Source organism: Flavobacterium branchiarum, from assembly GCF_030409845.1.
GTDB lineage: Bacteria > Bacteroidota > Bacteroidia > Flavobacteriales > Flavobacteriaceae > Flavobacterium > Flavobacterium branchiarum.
Genome location: NZ_JAUFQQ010000005.1, coordinates 1324357 through 1343930, shown reverse-complemented (window position 1 = coordinate 1343930; position 19574 = coordinate 1324357). Strand labels below are relative to the sequence as shown.

The window sequence follows — 19574 nt, the reverse complement described above, 5'->3', positions numbered from 1 at the left end:
AGTATATTTGTAATAAGAATCCCGTCCCGATGGGATTTTTTCTATTTATATAAACGATGAAGTTATGAGTAAAGTATCTTATTATACAGCAGAAGGATTAAAAAAATTAAAAGATGAATTGGAACACTTAAAAAGTGTAATGCGTCCAAAAGCATCTCAAGATATAGCCGAAGCAAGAGATAAAGGTGATTTATCTGAAAACGCCGAATATGATGCGGCTAAAGAAGCCCAAGGCTTGCTTGAAATGAGAATTTCTAAGTTAGAAGAGGTGTATTCAAACGCTAGATTAATCGATGAGTCGCAATTAGATGTTTCTAAAGCATTGGTGCTTTCTAATGTGAAAATTAAAAACCAAAGCAACGGTATGGAAATGACCTATACGCTTGTTGCAGAAAGTGAAGCAGATTTAAAATCAGGGAAAATATCAGTTACTTCTCCAATAGGAAAAGGATTGCTTGGTAAATCTGTTGGAGAAGTTGCTGAAATCACTGTTCCTAATGGAGTTTTAAAATTTGAAATCCTTGAAATCACAAGAGACTAAGTCTAAATTGTCTAACAATCTAAGAAGTCTAATAATCTAAAAAAATGAGCATATTTACCAAAATAGTAAACGGAGAAATTCCAAGTTATAAAATTACTGAAGACGCTAATTTCTTGGCTTTTCTAGATGTAAATCCAAATGCCAAAGGACATACGCTATGTATTCCAAAACAAGAGATCGACAAGATTTTTGATATGGATGACGAACTATATCTTGGCTTAATGCAGTTTTCTAAAAAAGTAGCTATTGCATTAGAAAAAACAGTTCCATGTAAAAGAGTAGGAATGGCTGTAGTAGGACTTGAAGTGCCTCATGCACACGTACATTTGATTCCGCTTAACGAAATGGATGAAATGCGTTTCCATAATAAAGTAACACTTACTAAAGAAGAATTTGAAGATTTAGCCAAAAGTATTCAGGCGAACTTATAAACTTAATTAGCAAGTTTTAAATAAAATAAAACCACAAATTCAATAAATGAGTTTGTGGTTTTTTGTTTTTATGAAGGAGAATTTATTCTGTAGTTCAACTGAATGATTGTTCCTTTGCCTACTTCAGATTGTAGGACTTTTATTTTACCGCTATGGTATTCCTCAACAATTCTTTTTGTCAACGAAAGTCCTAATCCCCAACCTCTTTTTTTGGTTGTAAAACCAGGTTCGAATATGGTTTTAAATTGGCTCTTGGGAATTCCGATTCCAGTATCCGAAACATTTATTTTTACGACCTCACCATCTTGTTCAATTTTTAATGTCAAATTACCTTTTCCTTTCATAGCATCAATAGCATTTTTTACTAGATTTTCGATAGTCCAACTATGAAGAATTGGATTAATCATAACCATAATTGGAGTGTCGGGCATCTGGCAAGTAAAATTAACTTGTTTAGAAAAACGAGATTGTAGATAATCATAGGTGTTTAACGTTTCCTGAATAATATCTTTGTTTTCAAGTACAGGAGTAGATCCTATCTTCGAGAAACGATCCGTAATAGTTTGTAAGCGTTCAATATCTTTCTCAATTTCAGAAGTAATTGATTCATCAATATTTTCAGTCTTTAATAATTCGACCCAACCAATCAATGAAGACAGGGGAGTTCCTATTTGATGGGCTGTTTCTTTAGCCATTCCTGCCCAAAGCTTATTTTGGGTAGCCATTTTTGTACTTCTATAAAAATTGTATACCAAACCTGCAAATAAGAAAATAATCAATAGCAAAGCAACTGGGTAATACTTTAGTTTATTCAATAGTTCCGAATTACCATAATAAAGTTCTTGATGTTTCCCAGGAGCATATTCGATTACAATTGCTTCATTTTCTCGTTTTAATTTGTTTAAAATCGATGTTGCTCCTTTTTTATCTTTTATGATAGCTTCATCAATGTTTATTGCACTTATAATGCTGTCTTTTTCAGTTAAAATAATAGGAATTGAAGTGTTGTTGCTAAAGATTAGTAATGGTAACTCCATATCACTATTCTCATCAGCATTAATCAACGTTTTTTGAGCATTTGCCCAAAGATTCATTTTTAGCCGTTCTTCGTTTTTAAAAATCTGAAAAAAGGTGTAAGTGTTCCAAAGGATTAAGGAAATAATCAAAAAGGAAGCGCAAATAATGATCCAGCGGGTTGTATTTCTTCTTTCTGAAAAAAACATAAATTAAATTTTGAGGTATAAATATAACGAAATAAACACACTATATATTTTGTATGCAAACAAAGATTTTTATTTTTAAAATGAATAGACTTCTTTTGAAACTTAAACGATTTATGTACTTTTGTTGTCTTCTAAAAACGATTAGAAAAACAAGACTATGATTAGTATCGATCCAAAGGAAATTCCAACAGCAAAATTGCAAGGCTATTTACAAAGTGCGGTTGGACCGAGGCCTATTGCTTTTGCAAGTACTGTAGATAAAGACGGAAATCCGAATTTGTCTCCATTTAGTTTTTTTAATGTTTTTAGTGCTAATCCGCCAATTTTAGTTTTCTCACCATCTCGAAGAGTACGTGATAATTCTATAAAACACACTTTAATAAATGCCGAAGTAACGCGCGAAGTAGTTATAAATGTTGTTAATTATGATATTGTACAACAAACATCATTGGCGAGTACAGAATATGGTGATGGAGTAAATGAATTTATAAAAGCGGGATTAACACAAATAGCATCAGATATTGTTAAACCGTATAGAGTCAAAGAATCTCCTGTACAATTTGAATGTAAAGTAACCCAAATAATTCCATTAGGGACAGAAGGGGGAGCAGGGAATCTGATTCTTTGTGAAGTAGTTAAAATTCATATTCACGAGGAGATATTAGATGAAAATGGAGCAATAGATCAATATAAAATAGACTTGGTTTCTCGTCTAGGAAGTAATTGGTATTCAAGATCAAATCAAGGGCTTTTTGAAGTCGAAAAACCGCTTACAACCTTAGGAGTAGGAGTGGACGCTGTGCCAGATTTTGTAAAAACAAGCCCTGTTTTTGATGGGAACGATTTAGGTAAACTTGGTAATATAGAAGCCTTGCCTACAACAGAAGAAGTTAGTATATTTGTGAAAGAAAACTTTTCTGTGAAAGGAGTATTGAGCTCAGATGATGCCGTAAAAGTACACCAAGAAGCTAAAAAGTATCTAGACGAAAACGATGTAATATCGGCTTGGAAAGTACTTTTGGCTAAAAAAATAAAAAAATAAATAACAATTAAATAAAAACGGAGATGGAAGTTACAGGAAAAGTAAAAGTTGTTAATCCAGAACAACAAGTTAGTGCATCATTCAAGAAAAGAGAACTTGTTGTAACTACAGAAGAGCAATATCCTCAACATATCATGATCGAATTTACTCAAGATAAATGCGATTTGTTGAGTAATTATAGAACAGGAGATCCAGTAAAAGTTTCAATTAACTTAAGAGGAAGAGAATGGGTTAATCCACAAGGAGAAACAAGATACTTTAACAGTATTCAAGGATGGAGAATTGAAAAATTAGATACTGCTGCTCCAGCTCAAACGCCTCCGATGCCAGCTGCAGAAGCTTTTGCTCCAGCAACAAACTTAAATGAAGACGAACCAGACGATTTACCATTTTAATCAATAGGTTCTGATTTTATAATAACGACCCGACATTTTTTAAATTTGTCGGGTTTTATATTTTACTCAAAATGTATCATTTATCTGAAGTTTTGTTTTTTCCACCAGTATCAGAAGCCAATTATGAAGGGGTTTTGGCTATTGGAGGTGATTTATCAACCGAACGATTACAATTGGCTTATCGTAGCGGAATTTTTCCTTGGTTTAATGAAGGTGAGCCTATCGTTTGGTGGTCACCTGATCCTAGAATGGTTTTGTTTTTGGATGAATTAATAGTGTCTAAAAGCATGCGTAACATTCTTAATAGAAATAGTTTTAAGATTACGTTCAATCAGAATTTTAGAGATGTAATCTCAAATTGCCAAAAGATAAAACGCGATGGTCAAAATGGAACATGGATTTCTAATAATATGATCGAAGCCTATTGTAAACTTCATGAAATGGGTTTTGCAAAATCTGTTGAGGTATGGGAAAACGATGCGTTAGTAGGTGGTTTATATGGAGTAGATTTAGGACATGTTTTTTGTGGAGAGAGTATGTTCTCAAAAGTGTCCAATGCATCCAAAGTAGCCTTTATAGCCTTAGTAGATAAATTAAAAGAAGAAAATTATGAGCTTTTAGATTGTCAGGTTTATAATCCGCATCTGGAAAGTTTAGGATGCCGAGAGATAGACCGTGAGGTCTTCATGCAAATTTTGAATAATGAGATATGATTGTACTTTAAAATGTTTGTTCAACTCATCTTTAGTTTAATTCCTAAAAAACGACTAAAACTGCGACTGAAAATTCTTTTATTTGGTTCGTGTCCAGCAATCTTCGATATGATCATTAACCATTCCAGTAGCTTGCATATTTGCGTAAATAACGGTTGAACCTACAAACTTAAATCCTCTTTTTTTTAAATCTTTACTAATAGCATCAGAAAGAGGAGTAGTGGCAGGAACGTCTTTCAAAGTTTTGGGGTTATTGTCGATGGGTTTGCCATCAGTGAATTTCCAGATATAATCAGAAAAACTTCCAAATTCTTCCTGTATTTTTATAAATGCCTGCGCATTGGTTACAGCCGAACGTATTTTTAATTTGTTACGAATAATCCCAGCATCTTGTAGTAGTGATTCTATTTTGTCTTCAGAGTAATGTGCTATTTTTTTGTAATCAAAATGATCAAAAGCATTTCTGAAATTCTCTCTTTTGTTTAATATGGTTATCCAACTTAATCCTGCTTGAAAAGTTTCAAGAATTAAAAATTCAAACAAGGAAGCATCGTCATAGACAGGAACTCCCCATTCTTCATCATGATATTTTTTGTATAAATCGCTGGATGAACACCAGCCGCATCTTATTAGATCCATTTTATTTAAATTATATTTTTTTAAATATTACAATTTGTGAAACAGTCTCTTTTTCGACTTGAGATATAACTCTAATCTTTAAAGTAGTTTTATTTAGTGCTATAATTTCTGAATTTGCTGGCTCCAAATTTTCGATGTTACCCTTTTTAAGAGAAAGAGTCGATCCGATTTTTGTGTATTTTCCATTGTCTTCAGAAGTACTACATTGTCCATTGTCTTTTCTAAATAGTACAACTTTATATGTTTCATCAGAGAGAAATTCCATATAATCGTTGCCACATTCAGTAGTATTTACACGATCTGTAAAAATTTCTTTACCAACAGGTCCGATTCCATGTTGAGAAAACTCCCATTTACCAAAAATTGATGCATTGCTCACATTGTTATTATCGTCGTTGCTACAGCTCAAGAAAGTTAATCCTATTGTTATTAAGAAGAAAAGAAGAATACCTAATTTTTTCATTTTGATTTTTTACTTTGTTGTTTATTTTCCAATTTTCCAGTGGTAGCCTTTTACAGAAGGGATGTAGGCAGAAGTCCCAATGATTGTTAGGTCGTTGTAAATTTTCTTATTGTATTTTATTCCAATAGCTTTTCCAGAAGTATACATTTTGTTAGCTTCAAACTTTATTTTTATTCGTGCATCGGCAAATTTAGCATCCGAAATTTTTTCAATAAACCAAGTGTTGTTCCACTTGATATCGATTTCATCCTCGGCAGTTTTGGTAATGCTTTTTATTAATTTAACTCCATCTTTTGGAATATTATGGTTTTCGATTAACTCTTTTTGTGTTAGCGTTTCGCCTGTTTTACAAGTAGCGAGCAATTTTTTGAAATAGATAAAACCTTTAAGATTTTCATTTTCTAGATTTTCTATTTGTATGCTATCTTTTGAGACGGTAGTTTCTTCTTCAAGTGTTTTATAGCTATTTGTCTTGACAGATGTTATTATCGTTTTTGTAATTGAATCTTTAACAGAGCTTATTGTTTCTATTGTACTTTTTGAAATGTTTTTTATTCTTTCGGTAACGTTTGATGTTGATTTTAATAATTGTTCTCTATCGTTTTTATTACAGCTAAATTGCAAGCATATAATTGAAATCAATAAAAAGGTAATATAATGTTTCATGCGACTTTATTCTCTTTTTTTTCTTTTGGATGATCTTCTTTCAAGTAATTTTTAATTAAATGATGACCAAGATAAATTAATGGGGTTAGTAAAACGGCAACAGCAAGTTTAAATGTATAACCAGTTAATCCTGATGAAATAAAAGTGTCAAAATCTATTTTTCCAGGCAACCAAAATGCAATTCCTAAAACAATAAAAGAATCGAATAATTGTGAGATTACCGTTGATCCAGTAGTTCTAAGCCAAATTTTCTTTTCACCTGTTCTTTTTTTGAAAAACCAGAATATCCAAACATCTATTAATTGTGATGCCATAAATGCAATAAGGCTACCTACAATAATCCACATACTTTGTCCGAATACAGCTTGAAATTGTTCGTCGTTTACCGGGCTTATTCCTTTTGCGGCTGGAACTACCATTGCCATAAATAATATAATAAAGGCATAAGCAATTAAACAAGCAGTTATAAGTGAGAGTTTTTTAACGCCTTTTTCTCCAAAATACTCATTGATTAGGTCGGTTGTCAAAAAAACAATAGGCCAAGGCAAGATTCCAATACTCATTACAAATGGACCAATTTGAATTAGTTTTCCTCCAATTAATTCAGCCACAACGGCATTGGTAATAAAAATTCCGGCAAGGATTACAAAAACAATCTCTTTTTTTGTTTTAAACATAAATAAAGTTTTACTTTTCAAATTTAAGATAATATTCTGAGTATTTATTTTTATAAAATAGATAGTTGGGATGAGTTTTCAAATGATTTCTATCTCTCTGTTAAAATCAATCATTAGTAATATTTGATTGTTATATTTGTTTTTAAAATATTAAATAATGCACATGAAAAAAATTGTTACAATTCTAATTATGGCTACTTCTTTAACTTCTGTTCAAGCACAAACAAACGCTACAAATCCATTATTGCAAAACTGGACAGGACCGTATGGTGGTGTACCAGCATTTACTGAGTATAAAGTGGCTGATTTTAAGTCTGCTTTTGATGTAGCTATTAAGCAAAAGAACGATGAGATTAATGCTATCGCAAACAACACAAAGCCTGCAACTTTTGCTAATACAATTGCTCAATTAGAGCGTTCTGGAAAAACGTTATCAAGGGTAATGACCGTTTACGGAATTTTTTCTTCGAATAGTAGTACTCCAGAATTACTATCAATAAAAAAAGATATTGAGCCATTGTTAGCCGCGCAATCCACCAATTTTTATCAAAATAGAAAATTGTTTGGTAGAATTGAAAAACTTTATAACTCTCCAGATAAAAAGAAATTAACTAGCGAGCAACAACGACTTATATGGGTATATCATACTGAATTTAATAAGCAAGGAGCTAATTTAAGTGATGCTGATAAGGCTAAAGTTGGTGCAATCAACAAACAATTGTCAACGCTGTTTTCACGATTCAGTCAAAATTTATTGGCAGAAGAAAATGACCAATATGTTGCCTTATCAAGTGAAGCTGATTTTGATGGTTTGCCAGAAGAGATAAAAAAAGCTGCTATGGCTCAAGCCAAAGAAAGAAAACTTTCCAATTTAGGATGCATTGCCAATACGCGTTCTTTTGTAGAGCCTTTTTTGACTTTTTCTACTAATAGAGGATTAAGAGAGAAAGTTTGGAGAATGTTTGTAAACAGAGGAGACAATGGTGATGAACATGATAATAAATCGACTTTGGTCGAAATATTACAGCTTCGTGCTGCAAAAGCAAAAGTTTTGGGCTATCCTACTTTTGCACATTGGAATTTAACGAATAGAATGGCAAAAACACCAGATAGAGCTATGGCTTTAATGGAGGCTGTTTGGGAGCCTGCTGTGGCTCAAGTTCATAAAGATGTTGCAGACATGCAAAAGATTGTAGTAGCCGAAGGGGGTAAGTTTGAAATAGAACCTTGGGATTATCGTTATTATGCTGAAAAAGTTAGAAAAGCAAAATACGATTTAGATCAAAATGAGGTAAAAGAATACCTTCAGCTTGAAAAATTGCGTGAAGGAATGTTTTGGGTTGCAGGTGAATTATTTGATTTGAAATTTAAACAAATAACTGATGTTCCAGTGTATCATCCAGATGTAAGAGTTTGGGAGGTGTCTAATCTAAAAACTGGTAAAGTAGTAGGCTTATGGTATTTTGATCCATATGCGCGTAAAGGAAAGCGTTCTGGGGCATGGATGAATGCGTATAGACAGCAACAAAAAATGGATGGTGAAGTTCTTACGATTGTTTCTAATAATAGTAATTTTATTAAAGGAAATGATAATGAGCCAGTTTTGATTTCGTGGACAGATGCAACGACTTTATTTCATGAATTTGGTCATGCATTACATGGTTTATGTTCGAATGTAACTTATCCAACTCTTTCAGGAACTGCTGTGGCTAGAGATTATGTAGAGTTTCCATCTCAAATTTTAGAGCGTTGGTTAGAAACTCCAGAAGTGTTGAATAAATTTGCTTTAAATTATAAAACAGGCAAGCCAATTCCTAAAGATTTAGTAGATCGTATTGCAAAAGCAGCGACATTTAATGAAGGTTTTTCTACTGTAGAAACAATTTCAAGTTCACTTATAGATATGAAATTGCACTTAGCTGGTGATGCAGTTATTGATCCTACTGCCTTTGAGAAAGAAACATTGACAAAACTTAAAATGCCTAAAGAAATCGTAATGCGTCATCGTATTCCGCAATTTGGACATATTTTCTCAAGTGATGGATATGCTAGTGGATATTATAGCTATCTATGGGCAGATGTTATCAGTGCAGATGCTTACGATGCATTTACTGATGCAAAAGGACCTTACGATAAAGAGGTAGCAAAAAGATTACATGATAAGATCTTTAGTGTTGGTAATACAACAGATCAAGAAGAAGCGTACAAATCTTTCAGGGGGCATAACCCTGAGATTAATGCTTTAATGAAAGCAAGAGGTTTTGATGCTCCTGTTGCAAAGTCAAAAAAATAATTATTGAGAATACGAGACTTTTATGTCTAGTTAAAGTCGGAAGATTCTTCTTCCGACTTTTTTATTGACTTTAATTTTGGTTGCCACCATTGTTGGTGTAGCCATAAATAAATAAATAAATAAAAGCAGCTTTTATATCGGGCTGGTTTTAAATATCTAGTCTGTAAGCATGTTTATTTGCTTAGTGTCCCCAAGGTCTTTCGGGTACAGGAATGGCTTTGCTTAAATCAAAACGGACTTGAAAATGATTTGGAGAATTGGCCTTTCTTAAATTGTATGTATATTCATTTCCGTCTATTGTTACCCACCAAATATTAGCGGCTGCAGCAGGAATTAAGTCAGTAGTTTCCTGATCAGCTGGAAAGAATTGAATATCTTTTGCGCCTGTATTTGTTGTAGTACCTCCGTATTGTGTAATCTTATCTTCAGATCCATCTTTTAAGCGATGGTCGTGTTTTAATTGAATTCCATGTTTTGTTTTAGTAAATACCCAAGTTCTAGAATGGTCATCGCCTACATAAAAAGGAATTTTAATTTCTATATCTGAGCAACTCATTACGTACATAGATAGTTTTTTGTCTGCAAAATCTTTGGGTGCAGGCTCTGTGCTTAATTTACCTGAGTAAGCTTTACCACAATGTGCTTGTAATTGTTTCCAAAAGTCATCTTGAGCATTCTTATTTTGCGCAATAACGGAACCCATTGCAGAAAGCAGAATGACTAAAAAATAATTTATCCTCATCATTTTATTTTATAAGTGTTATTTCCAAATATAATCTTTTTTATATAAAGAAATTTGTTGTTCAGGCGAACTCTTGATGGGTTGAATATAGTAAAACAAAAAAATGATGGCATTTTAAAATGCCATCATTTTTAATTCACACAGTTATTGTTTAAACTAAAAAAAGGTTGGAATTTCTTCCAACCTTTTTTATATATCATTTAGAATATAGATTATCCTAAAGAAACTCTTTTGAAACCTGTAATTTCAACGTTGAATCCTTTAACATAATCACTAACTTTTTTACTGTCATCTTTGATGAAGTTTTGATCTAATAAAGCTTTTTCTTGATCTAAAGTAGTGTTGTCAGAGATGAAACGTTGTACTTTTCCAGGAATAATTTTATCCCAGATTTGTTCTGGTTTACCTTCAGCTTTTAATTCAGCTTTAGCATCTTCTTCAGCTTGTTTGATAACTTCTGGAGTCAATTGAGAGAAAGAGATATATTTAGGAACATTTTTTAAAGTTTTTCCTAAACGTTTAGCTTCTTCATTATCTTTTTCGATTACAGCAATACGAGCAGCAAGTTCAGATTCAACAAAAGCAGGATCAAAATCTTTGTAAGATAATGTATCAGCACCCATAGATGCAACTTGCATAGAGATATCTTTAGTTAAAGTCTCAGCGTTAGCAACTGGAGCAGAAATTGCAGTTAAAGCAGCAATTTTGTTAACGTGAACGTAAGATCCAACGAAAGCACCTTCTAAAATTTCGAAACCACCGATTTCGATTTTCTCACCGATAACACCTGTTTGCTCAATTAATTTTTCAGCAACAGTCATTCCGTTGAAGTCAGAAGCTAAAAATTCTTCTTTAGAAGAGAAGTTGATCGCTTTTTCTACTAATTCTTTTGCTAAAGTTACGAAAGCCTCATTTTTACCTACGAAGTCAGTTTCACAGTTTAAAGTTATGATAACTCCTCTAGTTTTGTCAGCATTGATGAAAGAAACAGCAGCTCCTTCAGAAGACTCACGGTCAGAACGGTTAGCAGCAACTTTTTGTCCTTTTTCTCTAAGAACTTGTATAGCTTTATCGAAATCTCCATCAGCTTCAACTAAAGCTTTTTTACAGTCCATCATTCCAGCACCTGTAGATTGTCTTAATTTATTTACGTCTGCAGCAGTAATTGTTGCCATATTGTGTGTTTTTATGAGTTAAAAGTAAAAATTCCAATCCTTAAATCTCAAATTCCAATTTTATCAAATTATCAACGTAATGTTTCTAATTCTTTATGGGATTTGGAATTTAAAAATTGGAATTTAAATGTTTATTTATTCTTTTGTTTCAGCAGGAGCCTCAACAGCTTCAGCAGCAGGAGCAGCTTCTTCTGTAGCAGGTAATAACGCTTCAGTCTCTTTGTCAGAACCTCTGTCAGAAAGACCTTCAACGATAGCAGCTGTAACTAAAGATAAAATTTTATCAATTGATTTAGAAGCATCATCATTTGATGGGATAACATACTCTACTTCTCTAGGATCAGAGTTAGTATCCACCATTGCGAAAACTGGAATGTTTAATTTTTGTGCTTCTTTTATTGCGATATGTTCAGCTTTAATATCTACTACGAACAATGCTGCAGGTAGTCTAGACATGTCTGCGATTGAACCTAAGTTTTTCTCTAGTTTAGCACGAAGACGATCTACTTGTAAACGCTCTTTCTTAGAAAGTGTCATGAAAGTACCGTCTTTCTTCATTTTATCAATAGTAGCCATTTTTTTAACAGCTTTACGGATAGTTACGAAGTTAGTTAGCATTCCACCAGGCCATCTTTCAGTGATGTAAGGCATGTTAGCAGCTTTTGCTTTTTCAGCAACGATGTCTTTAGCTTGTTTTTTGGTAGCTACGAATAATATTTTTCTACCTGATGCAGCGATTTTTTTCAAAGCTTCATTAGCCTCTTCAATTTTTGCTGCAGTTTTATATAGATTGATAATGTGAATACCATTACGCTCCATATAAATGTAAGGAGCCATGTTTGGATCCCATTTTCTAGTCATGTGTCCAAAGTGAACACCTGCTTCTAGTAATTCTTTTACGTCTATTTTGTTTGCCATTTTTGTACTAGTTTACGTTCTGTTGATTAGCAATGCATAAATGGCGGTTTCCCAGGCTTTATACATTTAGATGCTAAACTATTTCCTACCTCGATAGGAGAGCAACAACAACTGTTTTTTTTAAATTCAATAATAATTGAGATGCCTTGTTCGTAATGAACAAGACAGGTAATATTAACGTTTAGAGAATTGGAATCTCTTACGAGCTTTCTTCTGACCGAATTTCTTACGTTCAACCATTCTTGGATCTCTTGTTAATAAACCTTCTGGTTTTAAGATAGCTCTGTTTTCAGCATTTACTTCACACATAACACGTGCTAATGCCATTCTTACAGCTTCTGCTTGACCAGTTGAACCACCTCCGTAAACGTTTACTTTTACATCAAAGTTGTTTACATTTTCTGTCATAGACATTGGTTGTAAAACTTTGTATTGCAAAGTTGCAGTTGGGAAATAGGTTGCGAATTCTTTTTTGTTTACAGTGATTTTTCCTGTTCCTTCTGAAACATAAACACGTGCAACAGCGGTTTTTCTTCTACCGATTTTGTGAATAACTCCCATTACTTAAGATCGTTTAGGTTAACAGTTCTAGGTTTTTGAGCTCCTTGTTTGTGCTCAGATCCTACAACAACATTTAAATTTCTGAAAAGTTCAGCTCCTAATTTGTTCTTAGGTAACATTCCTTTTACTGCTTTTTCTACTAATAATGCAGGGTTTTTTGATTGCAATACTTTAGCAGTTAAAGTTCTTTGTCCTCCTGGGTAACCTGTATGACGCATGTAAATTTTGTCATCCATTTTTTTACCTGTAAGGTTAATTTTTTCTGAGTTGATAACAATTACGTTATCTCCACAGTCAACGTGTGGTGTGTAACTTGGCTTGTACTTACCTCTTAAGATCATTGCAACCTTTGAAGCAAGACGACCTAAGTTATGACCATCAGCATCTACAACAATCCACTCTTTCGTTACAGTGGCTTTGCTAGTTGAAACTGTTTTGTAGCTTAATGCGTCCATAATATTATTTTAATTAAACATTCCATCCCCAATAAAGGGGTTGCAAAAGTACAATTAATTATTTTAAATACAAATACCTTAAAAGATTATTTTAAATGCTGAAAATCAGGTGATATGTTTTTATTTAAAAGAATAAAAAAACCACCTTTACAATTAAGTAGAGATGGTTCGGATATTTTGGAGTAAATTTTGTTACACAATAAACAAATTTGCTATGTCTACAACCTGTTGTGTTGTAAGCGGTTCATCATATGCTTCTGATCCTGCCGCAGCTCCAAATAAGGTAGCTGTATTGTATCCTGCTTGCATTGTAATTTGTTCCCCATCATATACTGCTTGAGTAGCTGGAGGCATTCCTGCTCCTCTTTCATTACCGCTAATCCATCCCTTTAGTCCGCGTAATCGACGTACTTCTGATGCATGGCGTGCCTCTACAGAGTGTATTTGTAACGCAGCAGTTAGTAAATCGGGTGTTGAAATTAAATTTCCTGCTTGCCCTTTATAGGCCCTTACTCCTGTATCTTCAAAGGCTTGTGCTAATGCTAAAAATGTTGGATAATCATTAAATGGATCAAATGCTCCTCCAACTGTGAAGTCAAATGTAGGTTTTGGTACAAAGTTGGCACTTGCAGTTCCGCCCAATCCTGCAATTAAAAATTTTACATGATCAGATTCATGAGCTGCAATTTGTTGGAAAACTTTTAAATCGCGACCTCCATTTTCAGAGGCAGGTATTACTCCTGAATCTAATGCCATAGTATAAAACTCATCTTCTAGATATTCTAATGTTAATGCAAATTGCAACGCTCCTACTGGAGTTGCAGGAGTTGCAGTTATATCTTTGGCCAAGGCTTTATTTGCTAATGAAGATAATCCGAATGGGATGGAGGCTATTGCTAAAGTTTTTCCGATGTTTCCAAATTGTGTAAAGCTATCTCTTCTTGAACCTGTACTTCTCATTGCGCTTTCGTCGGCAAAGGTTTCTATAAATTTTAATATATTCATAATTTCTAAGATTTAAAAAGGTTTGGATTTAAGGTAAGTATTTAGCAGTAAATGGAGTTGTTATAAAACTGCCAGCAATAGGAAGAATTTTTGAAGGGTCTTTCGCTACATCTAATCCAGTGGTTGGATTTACAATGTCGTCACCCGCAAAATCTGCGGAATTAGGGTTGATTAAGCTTCTAATAGCCGATGCGTGTCTTGCTTCAACAGAAACAATTTTTCCCGCTAATACTAAATAGTCTGCACTCTTAATTAATTTTCCTGCACCATTATATGCGGCAACTCCTGTATCTTCAAGCGCTTTAGCAGTTGCAAGTACATCTGTACGGCTGTTAAAGTTTAGAGCTCCATAGTTAAAAGATAAAGTAGGAAGTAATTGTTTACTTGGGTTAGGAAGGGCTCCTGTTAAAGCAGCTTTAAAAAAATCTCTATGAATTACTTCATGATGATATAAATCAGTAAGTACTTGTTTTTCGATATCGTTAAAAACAGAATTAAAGCTTGATCCATTTACAACTTTAGTGTAAAAATCTGCTTCTAGTTGTTCCAATGCATATGCGTATGTTAAAACGCCAAAATCTCCAGATCCTAGATCGAAGACACCATTTCTAATTCCAGGTAACGAAGTGTCGTCAATTGGAATATCATCATTATCATCATCGTGGCTACATCCAGCCAAAAGTAAGCCGGTAGTAACAAGTGTTAGGCCACTGATCTTAAGGAAACTCCTCCTGTTATTTAATAGGGGGTTAACTTCGTGAATTTTAACTTCATTTTTCATAATTCAATTTCTTTAAAATGGTTATTAATAGTAATTATAATCATGCGTAAATAGTTATAAACGAAATTTTTAGAAGGGCGGTTTTAATTTTTTTGCTTTTTTTTAAGAATTTTAAGATTTTTATGAGAGTGGTGTAATTACTTGAAATTTTAAAGCATGTTTTGTCGGTTTATTATTTTAATTTCCGTATTTCTACTATATTTGTATTAATTCAATAAAATTATCTTAATAATGAAAGCTAAAGCAACTCTAAAACAAATCGCAAAAGAACTTAATGTTTCCGTGTCTACAGTTTCTAAGGCACTTAATGATAGTCCTGAAATTAGTGAACAGACTAAAATTAAAATTAAAGAGTATGCCAAACTAAAAAATTACAAACCGAACGTTATTGGTTTGAATTTAAAAAACCGTAAAACAAAAACGATCGGAGTTATTATACCTAATATATTAAACTCATTTTTCGCTAAAGTTTTTAGTGGTATCGAAAAAGTAGCAGATAAAAAAGGATATAATGTGATTACTTGTATTTCGAATGAGTCTTTAGAAAAAGAAATTCATACACTAGAAATGTTGAGCAATGGAACTATCGATGGATTTATATTGTCAGTTTCAGAAGAAGCTCAAAAATTACAAGAATACAATCACTTTAAAGAAATAATAAATGATGGAACACCAATTGTAATGTTCGACAGAATTGCAGAAGGTGTAGAATGTGATAAAGTAATAGTTGATGATTTTGACTCAGCTTTAAACTCAACACAACATTTAATTAATTTAGGATGTAAAAACATCGCTTTGATTTCTTCTGTAGATAATTTAAGTGTTGGGAAATTAAGAGCAGACGGTTATTTGAAAGCATTAGCAGACAATAATATTCCTGTAAATGAAAATATCATTCTTCGTACAGATTCAGAAGAGGATATGAAAAGTAAAATCGATGCTATTTTCGACAATAAAATCGATGCTATTTTTGCTCTAGACGAAAATGATTCGGTAGCAGCTTTAAGAGTTAGTCTGAAAAAAGGATATAGAGTTCCAGAAGATATATCAATAATAGGCTTTGCTGATGGAATTTTGGCTTCAAGACGATTATCACCAAGTCTGACTACAATAAGTCAACACGGAATAGAAATTGGAGAAGTAGCTGCTAAACGATTAATTTCGAGATTAGAAGAAAAAGAAGGAGAGACTAGCGATTACGAAACCATAGTAATCAAAACAGTACTAAAAGAAAGAGAGTCAACTCGAAAAAAATAATAACAAAAAAATCCGTTCAGTTTATTGAACGGATTTTTTTTTGCTCTATGTATAATTTAGATAGTTTGAAAATCTTGAGGTTTTTTATATCCTATATAAAGGACTATTTTCCTTTTAATAATTTCATCAAATCTTCGTTTCTGTCTTTTTCAGATTGAAGTAAGCGTTCGTAAAGTTTTTTGTTTTCCTCACCAGCTTCCATTAATTTATCTAATGGATTAAATGTGCAATTGTAATTATTGGAATTGAATATTCCGTTTCCGCCACTACTGTTGTCGTAGAAGTTGTTAAAATAATTAATTACATTTTCTTCTGAAAAATTCGTTATAGCTTCTACACTTACTCCCAGAGCTTTTGCCACATCTTTTAGTTTTTCGTCGTCTATAGTTTCGCTGTTCTCTATAGCAGAAACGCTTTGTTGAGATACACCTAAAGCTTGTGCCAAAGCTTCCTGTTTCATGTCTTTTAGTTCGCGAATACGGCTAATTTGTCGTCCTATATGGTTTGGTTTTGTTGCTGTGCTCATAATTCAAAGATAATCATTAAGAATAAGAAAATTGATAATAGGTAAAAAACATCATTTATATAGTATGATACATAATAATGTATTGTTTTCTAATGCTAAATTAAACAAAAGGAAGATTTTTGAATTAAGAAATCAGAAATCTAAAATTAAATTAATGTGCCTCTAACCAATCTCTACCTAAACCTAATTCAACTTCTAATGGAACTGCCATTATAAATGCATTTTCCATTTCATGTTTAATCATTGGTTGAATTTTTTCAAGTTCCTCATTGTGTACGTCAAACACAAGTTCATCATGTACTTGAAGCAACATCTTAGATTTCCAATTTTCGTCAATCAATTTTTTATGAATGTTAATCATTGCAATTTTGATAACATCAGCAGCGCTTCCTTGAATTGGTGCATTTACAGCGTTTCTTTCGGCTCCACCGCGTACAATTGCATTCTGTGAATTAATATCTTTTAAATAACGGCGACGGCCTAAAATAGTTTGTACATAACCATTCTCTCTAGCAAAATCTATTTGTTCCTGAATGTATGATTTTAATCTTGGGTATGTTTTATAGTATGCTTCAATCAAAGTAGCACTTTCGCTTCTTGATAATGAAGTTTGGTTGCTTAGTCCAAAAGCCGAAACACCGTAGATAATACCAAAGTTTACCGTTTTAGCATGACTACGTTGTTCACGAGTTACTTCTTCTAATGGAACATTAAATACTTTAGAAGCCGTAGATTTATGAATGTCTTCATGATTCTGGAACGCTTTAATCATATTTTCTTCGCCACTTAAAGCAGCAATGATGCGCAATTCTATTTGAGAGTAATCGGCAGAGATTAAAGTGTAATTTTCGTCACGTGCAATAAATGCTTTACGTATTTGCCTTCCTCTTTCGGTACGAATTGGAATATTCTGTAAGTTAGGATTATTTGAGCTTAAACGGCCTGTTGCAGCTACCGTTTGCATATAATCGGTATGGACTCTTTTAGATACAGGGTCTACTTGTAATGGTAAAGCATCTACATAAGTATTCTGTAATTTAACAAGAGAACGCCAATCTAGAATTGCAGCAACAATCTCGTTGTCTTTAGCTAGGAAGCTTAATACTTCCTCACCAGTTGCGTATTGACCTGTTTTGGTTTTCTTTTGCTTTGCTCCACCAATTTTTAATTTATCAAATAAAATATCACCCAATTGTTTTGGAGAGGCAAGGTTGAATTGTTCTCCAGCAATTTCATAAATTTTAGCTTCTAATGTTTTAATATCATTGCCTAATTCTTCGGATAGTGATTTTAAGAAGTCAACGTCAAGGCGGATCCCTTCGGTTTCCATTGCGGCAAGAACACTAACTAATGGAATTTCGATTTCTTCGAATAACTTTTTAGTTTCGGTTTTGTCTAATTCGGTTGTGAATATTTCTTTCAGTTGTAATGTTACATCGGCATCCTCAACAGCATATTCTTTTATATCTTCGAGTGCAACTTCGCGCATCGATTTTTGATTCTTTCCTTTTTTGCCAATTAAATCTTCAATCGATTTTGGTGTATATTTTAAATAAGTTTCAGATAGAATATCCATATTATGGCGCATATCTGGATTAATCAGGTAATGCGCAATCATAGTGTCGAATAACTTCCCTTTTACCGAAACACCATAATTCAATAGTATTTTTAAATCGTATTTTAAGTTCTGACCAATTTTTTCAATAGCTTCATTTTCAAAAAATGGAACAAACTTTTCGATTAATGTTTTTGCTTCATCTTGGTTTTCTGGAAACGGCACATAAAATCCTTTTCCTTTTTCATAAGAAAATGAAATTCCAACTAATTCAGCATGCAAGGCATTTAATCCGGTGGTTTCTGTATCGAAGCAAACAGAAGATTGATTTTGTAAATTTTGTAAAAGTAATTTCAATCCTAAATCTCCCTGTATAATTTGGTAGGAGTGAGGTGTGTTTTCTAAATTACTATAAAAAGGAGTTCTGTTTGCTTCAGGATTTTCATCTGTAGTAGCGCTTCCAAAAAGGTCAAATTGATCTTCGTTTTTGGCTTGTGGCTTCTTGTATAATTTTGGATCAGAAGTATCTGGAGTTGTTGTAGCTGTTGATCCGCTTCCGTCAGTTTTAAAAAGATTGTCAAATTGCTCTGCCATTCTTCTAAATTCCAATTCTTGAAAAATAGCATCCGTTTTTTCGATATCAGGACGAGTTAGTTCATAATCAGATTCATTGAAGGTTACAGGGCAATCTAATAGAATAGTTGCCAATGTTTTTGATAGTAATCCTTTCTCAACGTTAGCCTCAATGTTTTCTTTCATTTTTCCTTTTAGCTTGTCCGTATTTGCTAAAAGATTTTCCATAGAGCCATATTCTTTTAATAGTTTTTTGGCAGTAACTTCTCCAACTCCTGGAAGTCCAGGGATATTATCGGCAGCATCCCCCATCATCCCTAAAAAGTCAATTACTTGCTCAGGACGTTCTATTTCAAATTTTGCTAATACTTCAGGAACTCCCCATATTTCAATTCCGTTACCCATTCGGGCAGGTTTGTACATAAAAATATTATCAGAAACCAATTGTGCAAAATCCTTATCAGGCGTAACCATAAAAACCTTGTAGTTTTCTTTTTCGGCTTGCTTAGCAATAGTTCCAATTAAATCATCGGCTTCGTAACCGGCAACTTCTATAATCGGAATATGCATTGCTTTTAATAATTCTTGAATATAAGGCACAGCAATTTTTATAGCTTCGGGAGTTACATCGCGATTAGCTTTGTACTCAGGGAATATTTCATTTCGTAAAGCACTACCTCCTTTATCAAAAGCTACTGCTAAATGATCCGGTCTCTCTCTTTTTATTACATCCAGAAGGGAGTTCATAAATCCCATAATTGCAGAGGTATCCATTCCTTTGGAGTTAATACGAGGGTTTTTTATAAAAGCATAATAACCACGGAAAATTAAGGCGTAGGCATCAAGTAAGAAAAGACGTTTTTGAGTTGACATAAAAAAAATATTAGTCTGTAAAAATAAACAATTGGGTTTTAATAACGATTCTGTTATTCGAAATTTAATC

At 33.1% G+C, this 19574-nt stretch carries 21 protein-coding genes; 7 read left to right on the top strand and 14 right to left on the bottom strand.

The annotated features are described in order from the left end of the window. Positions 1 to 64: 64 nt before the first annotated feature. Together greA and QWY99_RS17730 are read left to right on the top strand one after the other, a co-directional pair. Positions 65 to 541 (top strand): transcription elongation factor GreA, encoded by a 477-nt coding sequence (gene greA, locus QWY99_RS17735; RefSeq protein ID WP_290267054.1) that lies wholly within the window; start codon positions 65 to 67, stop codon positions 539 to 541. 44 nt (positions 542 to 585) lie between these two features. Further along, complete coding sequence (locus tag QWY99_RS17730; RefSeq protein ID WP_290267053.1) at positions 586 to 972, top strand: HIT family protein; 387 nt, start codon at positions 586 to 588, stop codon at positions 970 to 972. Between the two features lie 68 nt (positions 973 to 1040). Here the strand turns inward: QWY99_RS17730 and QWY99_RS17725 are convergent, their stop codons facing one another. Further along, positions 1041 to 2195, bottom strand: a complete 1155-nt coding sequence (locus QWY99_RS17725) for a sensor histidine kinase (protein WP_290267052.1) — start codon at positions 2193 to 2195, stop codon at positions 1041 to 1043. A 157-nt stretch (positions 2196 to 2352) separates the two neighbouring features. Between QWY99_RS17725 and QWY99_RS17720 the strand changes: the two genes are divergently transcribed. From QWY99_RS17720 to aat, 3 genes are all read left to right on the top strand, one after another. After that, positions 2353 to 3237 carry a flavin reductase family protein gene (locus QWY99_RS17720; RefSeq protein ID WP_290267051.1) on the top strand — a complete coding sequence of 295 codons (885 nt, stop codon included), beginning with the start codon at positions 2353 to 2355 and terminating at the stop codon, positions 3235 to 3237. A gap of 23 nt (positions 3238 to 3260) precedes the next feature. Further along, positions 3261 to 3632 carry a DUF3127 domain-containing protein gene (locus QWY99_RS17715; protein WP_290267050.1) on the top strand — a complete coding sequence of 124 codons (372 nt, stop codon included), beginning with the start codon at positions 3261 to 3263 and terminating at the stop codon, positions 3630 to 3632. Positions 3633 to 3703: 71 nt separating this feature from the next. After that, positions 3704 to 4345 (top strand): leucyl/phenylalanyl-tRNA--protein transferase, encoded by a 642-nt coding sequence (gene aat, locus QWY99_RS17710; RefSeq protein ID WP_290267049.1) that lies wholly within the window; start codon positions 3704 to 3706, stop codon positions 4343 to 4345. Between the two features lie 78 nt (positions 4346 to 4423). Here the strand turns inward: aat and QWY99_RS17705 are convergent, their stop codons facing one another. From QWY99_RS17705 to QWY99_RS17690, 4 genes are read right to left on the bottom strand one after another with little or no spacing between them, the layout of a single operon-like run. After that, positions 4424 to 4984 carry a DNA-3-methyladenine glycosylase I gene (locus tag QWY99_RS17705; protein WP_290267048.1) on the bottom strand — a complete coding sequence of 187 codons (561 nt, stop codon included), beginning with the start codon at positions 4982 to 4984 and terminating at the stop codon, positions 4424 to 4426. 10 nt (positions 4985 to 4994) lie between these two features. Then, on the bottom strand, positions 4995 to 5447 hold the full coding sequence (locus QWY99_RS17700) for a lipocalin-like domain-containing protein (protein ID WP_290267047.1): 453 nt from the start codon (positions 5445 to 5447) through the stop codon (positions 4995 to 4997). A 21-nt stretch (positions 5448 to 5468) separates the two neighbouring features. Further along, positions 5469 to 6113 (bottom strand): hypothetical protein, encoded by a 645-nt coding sequence (locus QWY99_RS17695; protein WP_290267046.1) that lies wholly within the window; start codon positions 6111 to 6113, stop codon positions 5469 to 5471. Continuing rightward, on the bottom strand, positions 6110 to 6790 hold the full coding sequence (locus tag QWY99_RS17690; protein ID WP_290267045.1) for a queuosine precursor transporter: 681 nt from the start codon (positions 6788 to 6790) through the stop codon (positions 6110 to 6112). The genes QWY99_RS17695 and QWY99_RS17690 overlap by 4 nt, the downstream gene beginning before the upstream one ends. A 163-nt stretch (positions 6791 to 6953) precedes the next feature. On the opposite strand from QWY99_RS17690, the gene QWY99_RS17685 reads away from it, so the two are divergent. After that, entirely contained in the window at positions 6954 to 9083 is a 2130-nt protein-coding gene (locus QWY99_RS17685) for a M3 family metallopeptidase (RefSeq protein ID WP_290267044.1), read from the top strand. A gap of 181 nt (positions 9084 to 9264) precedes the next feature. Here QWY99_RS17685 and QWY99_RS17680 read toward each other — a convergent pair whose 3' ends face one another. The 7 genes from QWY99_RS17680 to QWY99_RS17650 all read right to left on the bottom strand — a co-directional run bounded on the left by QWY99_RS17680 (position 9265) and on the right by QWY99_RS17650 (position 14720). Continuing rightward, positions 9265 to 9828: a hypothetical protein gene (locus QWY99_RS17680; RefSeq protein WP_290267043.1), complete on the bottom strand. Its 564-nt coding sequence runs from the start codon at positions 9826 to 9828 to the stop codon at positions 9265 to 9267. Between the two features lie 209 nt (positions 9829 to 10037). Further along, entirely contained in the window at positions 10038 to 11000 is a 963-nt protein-coding gene (gene tsf / locus QWY99_RS17675) for a translation elongation factor Ts (protein WP_290267042.1), read from the bottom strand. A gap of 135 nt (positions 11001 to 11135) precedes the next feature. Further along, positions 11136 to 11918, bottom strand: a complete 783-nt coding sequence (gene rpsB / locus QWY99_RS17670) for a 30S ribosomal protein S2 (protein WP_290267041.1) — start codon at positions 11916 to 11918, stop codon at positions 11136 to 11138. 174 nt (positions 11919 to 12092) lie between these two features. Beyond that, a complete protein-coding gene (gene rpsI, locus QWY99_RS17665; protein ID WP_007808909.1) occupies positions 12093 to 12479 on the bottom strand; it encodes a 30S ribosomal protein S9 in 387 nt (128 codons plus the stop codon). Continuing rightward, positions 12479 to 12934, bottom strand: coding sequence for a 50S ribosomal protein L13 (gene rplM / locus QWY99_RS17660; protein WP_290267040.1), 456 nt, complete (start codon positions 12932 to 12934; stop codon positions 12479 to 12481). Before rplM ends, rpsI begins: the two co-directional genes overlap by 1 nt. Before the next feature lie 192 nt (positions 12935 to 13126). Beyond that, positions 13127 to 13939 carry a ferritin-like domain-containing protein gene (locus tag QWY99_RS17655; protein WP_290267039.1) on the bottom strand — a complete coding sequence of 271 codons (813 nt, stop codon included), beginning with the start codon at positions 13937 to 13939 and terminating at the stop codon, positions 13127 to 13129. Between the two features lie 28 nt (positions 13940 to 13967). Continuing rightward, complete coding sequence (locus tag QWY99_RS17650) at positions 13968 to 14720, bottom strand: ferritin-like domain-containing protein (protein ID WP_290267038.1); 753 nt, start codon at positions 14718 to 14720, stop codon at positions 13968 to 13970. Between the two features lie 231 nt (positions 14721 to 14951). On the opposite strand from QWY99_RS17650, the gene QWY99_RS17645 reads away from it, so the two are divergent. Beyond that, positions 14952 to 15977 carry a LacI family DNA-binding transcriptional regulator gene (locus tag QWY99_RS17645; RefSeq protein ID WP_290267037.1) on the top strand — a complete coding sequence of 342 codons (1026 nt, stop codon included), beginning with the start codon at positions 14952 to 14954 and terminating at the stop codon, positions 15975 to 15977. 103 nt (positions 15978 to 16080) lie between these two features. Here the strand turns inward: QWY99_RS17645 and QWY99_RS17640 are convergent, their stop codons facing one another. Both QWY99_RS17640 and polA read right to left on the bottom strand, forming a co-directional pair. Then, positions 16081 to 16503: a helix-turn-helix domain-containing protein gene (locus tag QWY99_RS17640; protein WP_290267036.1), complete on the bottom strand. Its 423-nt coding sequence runs from the start codon at positions 16501 to 16503 to the stop codon at positions 16081 to 16083. A 151-nt stretch (positions 16504 to 16654) separates the two neighbouring features. Next, entirely contained in the window at positions 16655 to 19504 is a 2850-nt protein-coding gene (gene polA / locus QWY99_RS17635; RefSeq protein ID WP_290267035.1) for a DNA polymerase I, read from the bottom strand. Positions 19505 to 19574: the final 70 nt, after the last annotated feature.

Excerpts from the sequence above, each read along its gene's own strand:
- QWY99_RS17720 (WP_290267051.1), top strand. The coding sequence starts at position 2,353 with ATGATTAGTATCGATCCAAAGGAAATTCCAACAGCAAAATTGCAAGGC.
- rpsB (WP_290267041.1), bottom strand. The coding sequence starts at position 11,918 with ATGGCAAACAAAATAGACGTAAAAGAATTACTAGAAGCAGGTGTTCAC.
- QWY99_RS17730 (WP_290267053.1), top strand. The coding sequence starts at position 586 with ATGAGCATATTTACCAAAATAGTAAACGGAGAAATTCCAAGTTATAAA.
- greA (WP_290267054.1), top strand. The coding sequence starts at position 65 with ATGAGTAAAGTATCTTATTATACAGCAGAAGGATTAAAAAAATTAAAA.
- rplM (WP_290267040.1), bottom strand. The coding sequence starts at position 12,934 with ATGGACGCATTAAGCTACAAAACAGTTTCAACTAGCAAAGCCACTGTA.
- rpsI (WP_007808909.1), bottom strand. The coding sequence starts at position 12,479 with ATGGGAGTTATTCACAAAATCGGTAGAAGAAAAACCGCTGTTGCACGT.
- QWY99_RS17705 (WP_290267048.1), bottom strand. The coding sequence starts at position 4,984 with ATGGATCTAATAAGATGCGGCTGGTGTTCATCCAGCGATTTATACAAA.
- QWY99_RS17640 (WP_290267036.1), bottom strand. The coding sequence starts at position 16,503 with ATGAGCACAGCAACAAAACCAAACCATATAGGACGACAAATTAGCCGT.
- QWY99_RS17725 (WP_290267052.1), bottom strand. The coding sequence starts at position 2,195 with ATGTTTTTTTCAGAAAGAAGAAATACAACCCGCTGGATCATTATTTGC.
- polA (WP_290267035.1), bottom strand. The coding sequence starts at position 19,504 with ATGTCAACTCAAAAACGTCTTTTCTTACTTGATGCCTACGCCTTAATT.
- QWY99_RS17680 (WP_290267043.1), bottom strand. The coding sequence starts at position 9,828 with ATGATGAGGATAAATTATTTTTTAGTCATTCTGCTTTCTGCAATGGGT.
- QWY99_RS17695 (WP_290267046.1), bottom strand. The coding sequence starts at position 6,113 with ATGAAACATTATATTACCTTTTTATTGATTTCAATTATATGCTTGCAA.
- QWY99_RS17655 (WP_290267039.1), bottom strand. The coding sequence starts at position 13,939 with ATGAATATATTAAAATTTATAGAAACCTTTGCCGACGAAAGCGCAATG.
- QWY99_RS17685 (WP_290267044.1), top strand. The coding sequence starts at position 6,954 with ATGAAAAAAATTGTTACAATTCTAATTATGGCTACTTCTTTAACTTCT.
- aat (WP_290267049.1), top strand. The coding sequence starts at position 3,704 with ATGTATCATTTATCTGAAGTTTTGTTTTTTCCACCAGTATCAGAAGCC.
- QWY99_RS17715 (WP_290267050.1), top strand. The coding sequence starts at position 3,261 with ATGGAAGTTACAGGAAAAGTAAAAGTTGTTAATCCAGAACAACAAGTT.
- tsf (WP_290267042.1), bottom strand. The coding sequence starts at position 11,000 with ATGGCAACAATTACTGCTGCAGACGTAAATAAATTAAGACAATCTACA.
- QWY99_RS17650 (WP_290267038.1), bottom strand. The coding sequence starts at position 14,720 with ATGAAAAATGAAGTTAAAATTCACGAAGTTAACCCCCTATTAAATAAC.
- QWY99_RS17645 (WP_290267037.1), top strand. The coding sequence starts at position 14,952 with ATGAAAGCTAAAGCAACTCTAAAACAAATCGCAAAAGAACTTAATGTT.
- QWY99_RS17690 (WP_290267045.1), bottom strand. The coding sequence starts at position 6,790 with ATGTTTAAAACAAAAAAAGAGATTGTTTTTGTAATCCTTGCCGGAATT.
- QWY99_RS17700 (WP_290267047.1), bottom strand. The coding sequence starts at position 5,447 with ATGAAAAAATTAGGTATTCTTCTTTTCTTCTTAATAACAATAGGATTA.